Origin of the sequence: Bacillus carboniphilus, from assembly GCF_039522365.1 — a bacterium.
In the GTDB taxonomy this organism is placed as follows: Bacteria; Bacillota; Bacilli; order Bacillales; family JC228; genus Bacillus_BF; species Bacillus_BF carboniphilus.
This window is the reverse complement of record NZ_BAAADJ010000044.1, coordinates 1-9,397: the sequence shown is the minus strand read 5'-3', so window position 1 is coordinate 9,397 and position 9,397 is coordinate 1. Positions and strand designations below refer to the sequence as shown.

At 30.4% G+C, this 9,397-nt stretch carries 14 protein-coding genes; all 14 read right to left on the bottom strand.

Annotated elements, in window-relative coordinates:
* Positions 1–359 precede the first annotated feature (359 nt).
* Complete coding sequence (locus tag ABDZ91_RS14375) at positions 360–662, bottom strand: hypothetical protein (protein ID WP_343800102.1); 303 nt, start codon at positions 660–662, stop codon at positions 360–362.
* Positions 663–864: 202 nt separating this feature from the next.
* The gene (locus tag ABDZ91_RS14370; protein WP_343800100.1) at positions 865–1,428 is read right to left on the bottom strand and encodes a hypothetical protein; all 564 of its coding nucleotides are present in this window, start codon (positions 1,426–1,428) and stop codon (positions 865–867) included.
* 345 nt (positions 1,429–1,773) lie between these two features.
* A complete protein-coding gene (locus tag ABDZ91_RS14365; RefSeq protein ID WP_343800104.1) occupies positions 1,774–2,139 on the bottom strand; it encodes a DUF4181 domain-containing protein in 366 nt (121 codons plus the stop codon).
* A 416-nt stretch (positions 2,140–2,555) separates the two neighbouring features.
* Positions 2,556–3,020, bottom strand: a complete 465-nt coding sequence (locus ABDZ91_RS14360) for a DUF402 domain-containing protein (protein ID WP_343800098.1) — start codon at positions 3,018–3,020, stop codon at positions 2,556–2,558.
* 100 nt (positions 3,021–3,120) lie between these two features.
* A complete protein-coding gene (locus ABDZ91_RS14355) occupies positions 3,121–3,477 on the bottom strand; it encodes a hypothetical protein (protein WP_343800096.1) in 357 nt (118 codons plus the stop codon).
* 116 nt (positions 3,478–3,593) lie between these two features.
* The gene (locus tag ABDZ91_RS14350; RefSeq protein ID WP_343800094.1) at positions 3,594–3,908 is read right to left on the bottom strand and encodes a hypothetical protein; all 315 of its coding nucleotides are present in this window, start codon (positions 3,906–3,908) and stop codon (positions 3,594–3,596) included.
* A gap of 281 nt (positions 3,909–4,189) precedes the next feature.
* The gene (locus ABDZ91_RS14345) at positions 4,190–4,759 is read right to left on the bottom strand and encodes a dihydrofolate reductase family protein (RefSeq protein ID WP_343800092.1); all 570 of its coding nucleotides are present in this window, start codon (positions 4,757–4,759) and stop codon (positions 4,190–4,192) included.
* A 60-nt stretch (positions 4,760–4,819) separates the two neighbouring features.
* Positions 4,820–5,032 carry a hypothetical protein gene (locus ABDZ91_RS14340; protein ID WP_343800090.1) on the bottom strand — a complete coding sequence of 71 codons (213 nt, stop codon included), beginning with the start codon at positions 5,030–5,032 and terminating at the stop codon, positions 4,820–4,822.
* An 86-nt stretch (positions 5,033–5,118) separates the two neighbouring features.
* Positions 5,119–5,709: a hypothetical protein gene (locus ABDZ91_RS14335; protein ID WP_343800088.1), complete on the bottom strand. Its 591-nt coding sequence runs from the start codon at positions 5,707–5,709 to the stop codon at positions 5,119–5,121.
* 137 nt (positions 5,710–5,846) lie between these two features.
* On the bottom strand, positions 5,847–6,260 hold the full coding sequence (locus ABDZ91_RS14330) for a hypothetical protein (RefSeq protein WP_343800086.1): 414 nt from the start codon (positions 6,258–6,260) through the stop codon (positions 5,847–5,849).
* A 103-nt stretch (positions 6,261–6,363) separates the two neighbouring features.
* Positions 6,364–7,059: an IolE/MocC family protein gene (locus ABDZ91_RS14325; protein WP_343800084.1), complete on the bottom strand. Its 696-nt coding sequence runs from the start codon at positions 7,057–7,059 to the stop codon at positions 6,364–6,366.
* A 371-nt stretch (positions 7,060–7,430) separates the two neighbouring features.
* A complete protein-coding gene (locus ABDZ91_RS14320) occupies positions 7,431–8,348 on the bottom strand; it encodes a DUF3885 domain-containing protein (protein WP_343800082.1) in 918 nt (305 codons plus the stop codon).
* Positions 8,349–8,443: 95 nt separating this feature from the next.
* Positions 8,444–8,758, bottom strand: a complete 315-nt coding sequence (locus tag ABDZ91_RS14315) for a hypothetical protein (protein WP_343800080.1) — start codon at positions 8,756–8,758, stop codon at positions 8,444–8,446.
* Positions 8,759–8,991: 233 nt separating this feature from the next.
* Entirely contained in the window at positions 8,992–9,252 is a 261-nt protein-coding gene (locus ABDZ91_RS14310; RefSeq protein ID WP_343800078.1) for a hypothetical protein, read from the bottom strand.
* Positions 9,253–9,397 lie beyond the last annotated feature (145 nt).

Here is a 9,397-nt window from a genome sequence, read left to right as displayed (position 1 = left end):
TTCATTTTACAGTGATAGGCTATTTTTATTTGCTGGTATATTTGGGTAAATAACTGTTTCATCAAATCAAGCGAAAACTGTACACTTTATTCTAGCAGTCACAAACCCAGCCATGATTGATTTCAGCATACAAAGAATAGAAAAATACCAATATGCAACATAAGCATAAGTAGAATGACCATGCATTAGTTCTTCTTTCCAACTAATCACCCTCTTTGTCAATCATTTTGCAATTAACACTACCCCCAAAAGTCTTTTTCTATTGGAAATAAACTTTGTTAATCTAGCCTTCAGTTCATTTACCAAAGTAGAAAAGCGTTAACCCAATTGGATCAACGCATTTACTAGTTCAGTGATTTTTATTGACTTTGCCATAACTTTTTATGCCTTATCACATAAACCGCCAAATTTAAAAAAGACAATCCCATGATAACAAAAAATAAGTTAAATGAAATTTTGTCTCCAGCCAAATTTAATTCATCAGCGATTATTCCAATCTGCCAATTGCCTATTCCTGAAATAACGGAACTTATTAAGCAAATGCTTAAAATCGAAAATCCATTCACGTATTTACTTCTTTGGCTAAATAATAAAACTGATAGTATGAATACAAAAACATAGAATATTGGTCTAAGATAGATAAACTCTACAAACTCATGCATAACCGATTCCCCTTTTTAAATGATCTGACAATATAACTTTAAAATAAAATTCCAAATAAAATGCCCTTTTTATGAAGTGAATGATTCATTGAGGTTTAAAAAAATAACTCTTATTCAACGCTACTAATCCGTTACTTTAATAAGAAAGAACTGCTTATAAACTAATGAATTTCAGCTCTCGCACCCGTAAATGTTACCTTATTTAAAAGGCAATATCATTTACCTCAAGGCTGTTTGTAAAATCCTCAATTCTTTGCGAGAGACGATTTAAAATTTCCTCAAACTCTACTGACTCATTATCCAATATCAAAAAAGACTCCTCGGTTAACTTATGTATAGTTTCAATTTGTCTTGATAATTTCTCATCCAAAACAATAGGGTCTTCCTTTGAACCAGGATAATTAACGTATTTATGGATAAAAAAGTTTGATATTGAAGTGAAATTATTTGTTGAGTAAGGACTAAACTCTAGGCCATTCTTCGTTTTACTTAAGTATTCCAATTCTTCAGATTGAAAAGTTAAAAACATAAATGATTTATGTAAGGTATAAAGATCTTGACTATTTATTACATTTACCTTTATTGCATCCCCTAGTATTTCCTTACTGCTTTTTATGTGAATTTTCATTGTGTAAACACTAGATTTAGTGAAAGACTGGTAAAAAGAATGTATTTGTACTGATTGATAAATGTTTGTTCCAATAGATATTGCTAATACAAATATAACACCTATTAGAATAACCACCTTATTTTTTATGATTTTCATTGAATCCCCCTTTGCTGTTCTTTCGTATTTAGTTTCCTAACTATTTATTCCTTATTCTTCAAAAAAACTGTCTGTTGGTATTAACTCCGATAATATAACATTAACATAATATTCCAAATATTAGATCCTTTCTTCTGAAAAGAACAATAATAAAAAGACCGTCTTCAATGACGACCTTCTTCAACTCTATGCTCCTTTAGTTCAAAAGCACTTAGATCCGTTTTAAAAATATCTATTCCACTTTATAAAGGACTTACATTTCGCGATACATGCATAAACAGAAGTTTTTTATAGATTTTAAGAATGTTATTTCGCTTCTATTCATTTTATAAGAAAAATTCCCTGTTACGAGAATTTACTGAGCAAGTCAAATTGAAATATTATAATCAAGGTAGTTATAATAACAACCATTTCACTTAATGTCAGAATAGAATGTTTTGGGTTATCAGTATATCTCCATTCGAAAAATGCCTGCACCACATATTCAATTCCAGTGAAGATGACCAATGCAATAAAGAAATAGTTAATTGAAAACTCGGAATTTAAAATATAATAGAAAAGAATAATGAAAGCAATAAGTGAGCATGTTCTAAAAGTTAAGTCAATTTTTTTATGCAACTTGTTGATGTGGTTATAGGAAAAAAATTTCTTTTCATTTTTTTTTATATTGAGGGTTTTTCTTAAAACAAACTTAACTGCTGTAATAAACATAAATACTATCAACACTAACCACAAAAAATTAAGCGTCATATAATAAATTTCCTCCCTCACACGTTTTTTGTATGAATCCATGTTTACTAATCGACAATTGAATTTTCTAACTGCTCTCTTTTGTTTAACTGCCACTTATAAACATTAAAAGAAGAAACGAAATACCTGTCCATTTCAAATTTAATCCCCCTAAAACCTTTTAACCTAAACCGACCGTTCATAATATTTACATAATTTAATTTTAACATAATATTCCAAATAGTGATTCTATATTCTAAAAGAGTGACAAAAATAAATAGGTCGCCACCATTGACGACCTTTCTTGACAAGTCTTATTAAACAAACCTGACCTTTCGTATTATAAGGTTAGCCAGAATGCTAAATATTTCTGGTTGACCATTTTTTATATGGTTTTATTATATCAGTAGCCAGGGTAGAACGTCCCTTAGTTCATCTAATGATTTTATTGCTTTTTCTTTTAATTCATAGGAATAAGCGTATTTCCAGCAATTAACTTCAAACTCATCTTCATCAATAACTACCCACCCTGAATTATGCCGTTTCACTAAATCTAAATCTAAGTCAACAAAACTCAAGGTGTTGTCAACTAACTTAGAAGGCATAGCTACATTACAATAATACGAAGTGATCTTACCTTGTTCTACTTCCAAAGCAGCTGTAAACCATTCTTTTAATGAAAAATATTCTAACGAGGTATTGTTAATTGTAAAAGTTGTTCCTTTAGTATAATGCTTTAATTTTCTACCTGGTTTGCAAAGTACCAATACATAATCTTCCGTTTGTTTAATTAGTTCCCCTTGCCATTCATAATGGGGAGTATTTGGATGTTTTAACGCTTTTATATCAATTTTCTTACTCATTTTTCGCTCCCCTTTCTTCAATTCTTCTGTCCGTTAGTTAAAAAACATCTAAATAAAATAGAGTTATTCCACGTGAATCAACCTATCCTTATTTTAAAAACTATGATTCAAAAAGCGGTACATAATTATAAATAATCCATTGTGTAAGTGAAAAACTAATTAAAATTACTAGATAAAATATTCCATTTTTTTCTTCGATTCGTATTGAAAGCAACTTTAAACAATAGACTGTCAAGATTCCTAATAATCCGTCTGTAAGAGCAATGGGAATAAAATCTATAATATCAGGATAGTTTGGAAATATCCCGTCAATAGCTTCATTGAACATAATACCTGGTAAGATGTGAAATAAATCAAAAGGCTCTGAATTATGACCTAATTGATAAACACGATAGAAACTTAAACAGATTGAAAGTATAAAAAAAATCAAAAAACCCATTAAATACTTGTTTTTCATATATATTTCCCCCTCCTCTTATTGAATTAACCTGACCCGTAAGCACAAAAGCTTCAACAAAAATACAATACCTTTTCTGAATGAACAATCTCTTTAGTAGAACAAAGCTGTGATGTTTATTCAATAATTTCTATATCTTTTATATTTATTTTATCGCAATACCAAGCATCAACATCGTGATATGGTATTGAGAACCAGACTTTTACTTTTTGTCCTTCTTTAAACTTCCTTATATTATCAACTTTGCTTTGTACACATTGAATAGTAACCGTTCCTTCTTCTATATCAACCTTTTCAACCGTACTTTCTCTGACATAAATTTTAGGACTTAAAGAATTATTGAACAATAACCATGCTGAAATTACACCGATAATTATAACTACTATCATAATAGATAGAAGAAACAATTCTTTTTTTATGTGTTTATTCAATCATCTTCTCCCCCTTTGCAATAGCTGTTCAAATGACTAACTTTCCCTAAACTTACTTACACAGTTCGTATCAGGGTCATTTTAACATAATATTCCAGAAATAGTCCCTATATTATGAAAAGAACACAAAAAATAGCCGCCACTATGGACGACCTCTTATAACATTTCTTCTTCCACTAAACTCCGTTTGTTCAATAAGGACAACAAAAAAGGTAGCTAATCCTACCCTGGATCATCACACCTGTTAGATAATGACATCATTTCACAATCAGATTTTATTTTCACTTCTCATTTAGCTGATAACATAGTTGAACTACTCCAGAAGAAAACCTTTTTGTTTCAACGAGTTTTAGATTTACCCTTTGCTTAATGTCAATAAACAGGGGTTTTCCTTCTCCCAATATAATAGGGTGAACAGATAATCTAAATACATCTACAAGCCCTAAGTTTATAAAGGTTGTAATTAGACTTGCCCCACCATAGAGCCAAATGTCTTTACCAGGCTTATTTTTTAATTTGATTATTTCTTCCTCAATATTTTCATTTATAAATATAACGTTATTTTCGGATTTCTTTTGTGCTTTTGAAAACACGTATTTCTCTTTACTGTGGACCAATCCCCAAATTTCTTTTTCTGTATCAGAAAGTTTAGTATCTGGTTTGTACTGCCCCCATAAATCATAACTTTTTCTACCATATAAAATAGTATCTATTTGATTTAAGAAATTATTGAAGTTCATTTCGGGATCCATTATACACCAATCTACTTCCCCTTTTGGTCCTTCAATAAATCCATCTAAAGTAACTGCTAAATCTAATAGTATTTTTCTTGGACTTTGGTACTTATTCATAATTCATCCCCCTTATAATAGCCTACATTGAAAGCATTTTCTTCTTAGACTAATCTGCCGTTAGTTCAAAAGCGTTAATAAATTAAAGATTTGGTTTTCTGTATATTGTGCTAAAATCAATAATAAAGTAAATGACCATATTACAAATAATATTGCTGTAAAGTGTTTTCTCAGCCCATATTGATGATGGTCTTCATCTTTCTTTATGGTTTTTACTAAAGATAATATAAAGCTGTAACCGAAAATACCAAATAATATCATTACAGTTAACAACTAAGTTCCCCCTTGCCCTACTAAAGCTATACTGACCGTTTGTCAAAAACTTTAAATTCTTACTATTGGTTCTACAAGACTACTTTTTAATCATAAAAAAGATATTTTCTTATTGATTCCAAATCCACAGGACCATTTAACACCTTGTAATGCTCCATATTTACCCAAATATCGTTGATTCCGACCCTCAGCATAATTAAAGCTTTACGATCAAAACCTTTTTCATTTTCCCACCAAACATCATAGTATTCTGACATGTGGTATCCATTACTTTTTTTCGTCTTTTGGACATCATATATTGATAATTGTGAATCCTTGAGATTTTTACTTGTGTTTGTAGTTGGATTTATTGACAATTCTTTAGGATAACTGTAATTATCTAACACATCCTCCATTGGTTTCTCTCGGTATTCATTCCAGTACCCAATTCCCAATATAGTGATAGCCACAAACACTATGGAGAAAAAGACAATTGCCCTTCTTTTGGGTGGTAGATAACCTTTTTCGTGATTATCCATCCAATCATAGATAAGCTTACAAGCGACTAAAGAAACCACTCCGATTGCAAACCAAATTGGATACCATAAATAATATAAAAACGGAAACATCCAATCTACAAGTCTTTCCAAACCCCAAAAGAACACAAAAAACAAAGTCGTACTAATTATTTTTTTCATATGACACCCCCTGATTCAGATTTCAAACTCCTATTATAAAATAATACGAAAATTCAGATATATAGTTTCACTAAAATTCTTTATTAAACTATTCTGCCCGTTACTTTAAAAGGAAAAAGAGCTAATACAATTGTAAATTATTGCACGTTATATAAGATGTCCCAAGGAACATCATTTGTAATAATTCTCTTCATTAAACTTAAATCTGATTCCTTATCTTCCCGTTGTATGTCTGTCTTTAATACTGTACAATTCTCTGCTTCAAAGGGTTTTTGTGTAAGGTAGTGTTGCATATCATAGACAAATTGTTTGGAATATCTAGTTATACGTAAGTAATCTCTACCATCTTCTTTAATGATATATACAAAATTTTCGTGGGGATGCGTCTTATATTCAGGAGTATAAAACATGACATACCCAACATGCCTTCCTCCTCTTCCGTCCCATGCGTCAACAAATTCGTCTGGGTGTTTTAGCCCAACAATGTTAAAGAACTCTATATGTTGATTTCGATACTTTCGAACGAACGAAAATGACTCGAATCTTTCCATAACAACACTCCCTTCTCTAGTTGATATCCCACTTTTAAACTATACTGACCCGTTAGTTAAAGAAAAATGTTTCACAAACAACATATAATTCGATTATTATGATTTATTTTTGTTTTACCACCAAATCCCCACCAATTAGTTTAGTTGCTTCATAAATCACACCTTTTTCAAAACTTTTGATATCAAAATTACCAACATAATGTTGCCATATATCTAATTCATTTGAAGATTGATCAATACTTTCTAATATTTTATTAAATAGGGGAATAGCTTCTTCTTTTGACAGATCTTGTCGGATCATAAGTCTAAAATTAACTTTGCCACCATCAAATGAAGAAGCAGTTGTTTCTATTCCATTTATTCCTCTAAGTGTTTTTTCTGTTTTTTCTAAAGCGTCAATTATTAACAGTCTGTTCTCTCTTCGTTTCTTTATTAAGTTTGTTTCTTCACGAGTAGAGAGATATTCATCTACTTCTTCAATTTCAGTTGATTTAAAAACTAACATTTTTGAATCAAACACTAAAAATGTTGGGAATTCGTCTAGTTCAAGGGATTCAACATACTCATATTTTTCAACATCGTTTAACCATATAAATGAACCATAGTAAAGAGTATCTAAACTTTCTGGACTAATTAACCGATTGAAATCAACATTATAATAATCTTGTAATTCTAGATTATCTTTAAAGTTTTTTTCTTTTTCTGGTACAGCATATAGCATATAAAAATCAGGATGTCTTGAAACTAATCCTTCCATCATCTCCTCTTCCGAGATATTATTACAACCTGTCACAAACATTAGTAAGACTCCAATTAGCAGTGTTCTCAAAGAATTCTCACCCCATCAATAAGAAACTAACAATTCAGTTAGGCAATAATTGATTTCTTAAAAAATCATATAATCTACCCATGTTGCCTATCCTTACCTGTCGGAAATAGTTATGCAACCCAATTTTAACATAATATTCCAAATGTAGATTTCCTAAATTCTGAATAGAGGGACAACGAAAAAAAGGTCGCCTCCAATTACGACCTTTATACAACAAGTCTTCTTAAACTCTACTGTTCCGTTTGTTCAATAAGTATTTCAACAAAAAAGGTGGCTAATCCTCCATGAATCACCGCACCCTTAAGTTGAATAAGACTTTAATTAGACGAATCAAAATTTCTTTAAAACGCCATTTCTGCTGACCAACCTTTATAACTGCCTTTGTATTTTTTTGAATATAACGACATGAGTTCAGTTTGATAATCAATAAGAGCTAAAGCCTCAGTTTTTGTAGCATTAAGGATAGTTGAATTACTGCTTCTATCTCGGACTGCAACAGTAAAACCTGTTAAACCTATCTCATCGGAACATGCTTGTACAAATTCATTTGGAATTTCAAGAGCATGAGTGATATGACATGTATTAACCTGGTTCAATTTAAATTCCGTTTCTTTTATTTTAATTTCATTCGTTTTAAGTCTCATTTCCTTTTCCTCTGTTGTTTCGTAACAATTGAATAATCCTTCTTCAAAAGCTCGGTCTATTTCAATCCGATTATAGTCTAAAATCCACTTCCGAAACTTATGGTATAGAGGTAAAAGAATATCTTTCTTTAAGCTAAATACATCACATCCACGGTCATCATACATGTGAAAAAGAATTCCTTTTGTTTCATTTACAAACGATAAATTACCGTTAATCACAGGCTTTCTAGTAAAATCTTTATTACCAATTGCTTTAATAAGATAGTCTAATCGCATATCTTTTTTATTAACTTTCAAGGTATATTGAATAGTTTCCATTTCCGTATTCTCTTCATCGTATTCAAAAGGTACTGTTTTACACTTGAGGCTATACGTTAATTTTTTATTTCTTAAAAATCGTTTAATTTTAGGTAAGTCAGTTCCCTTACAATTTTTACAATTACTAACAGATGCAATTAACCAAATGGTATCACTATCATTAAAAAGAAAGTTAAAGATGGATTTCGCTCGATAATGCATTTCCTTAAAATATTCGATACCCTCTAACTTATCTAACCCTAATTCAAAACGTACCCAATTTGAGGTTTCCTTTTTTAACTGATTATATAAATTCATCACATTCTCCTTAACGGTCTTCTTAAAGTATTCTGACCGTTAGCACAACATTGCTGCTTAGTTAATATCATAAATTTTTTACAAGTTTATTATACTTACTGTTTGATAATAGATCTGACCAGAAAAATACCTGATAGGACTGACAGTAAGAATTTGGTTTCTATGACATAAAATAGGTTAAAGATAAATGGAGGATAAGCCCCGAACCAATTGATCCATGTAATTACAGGTATGAATAAAAGTATCAGTAAAACTCCAGTAGGAATAATAAACCAATTGATGCCAAAGCCACCTTTAAAAATAGAGGAAAGCTTTCTACATTCAACTAAAACCCCAATCAGAAAACAATAAATAGTCAATTTAATACGTGGTGTTTGGACATCTTCTAATCTTTGAATTGCTTTTTTCAATACTGAAAGCTCTTCAGTAATCATAAAAAGCAATACAAGCATAAATAAAACAACAGAACCATAGAAAATAACCTTTTTTAAAATATGATCACTTCCTTTATTAAATAATACGAAGATTCAGACATATAGTTTCACTAAAATTCCTTATTGAACAAATCTGATCCGTTACTTTAATAAGAAAAATGGGCAACGATCCTAAACTTTTGCTACCCACTAGAAGAATAAACCTTAAATTAAAATAAGAAATAATAAATAACAAGAAGTGTTAAAATAGGTACAGCAGCTCTTATCCAGATAATCTTTTTGCTTATACCAGCTCTATTTTCAAGGTGATTGATGTAAATCATCGTAAATATGAAACCAAAAAAATGAATATAGCTACCTGTACCACCGACATTTTCAACATACCTATATGCCCCAATAATAATTAAGACAAGCCCTAAAGCACCTATAAACACATTTAAATACAGAATACTCGTTTTATTTTTACCCAAAGCCCTTCCTCCTTATCTTGAGGATAATGTTGTTTAACTTTACTCCCTCTATATATAAAGGGTAATCTTACGATTTCTCTTGTTTTCTCACGATTTCATAGCCATGCATTTTTAATAGACATTGGTTTAATGGAATTAACATGTA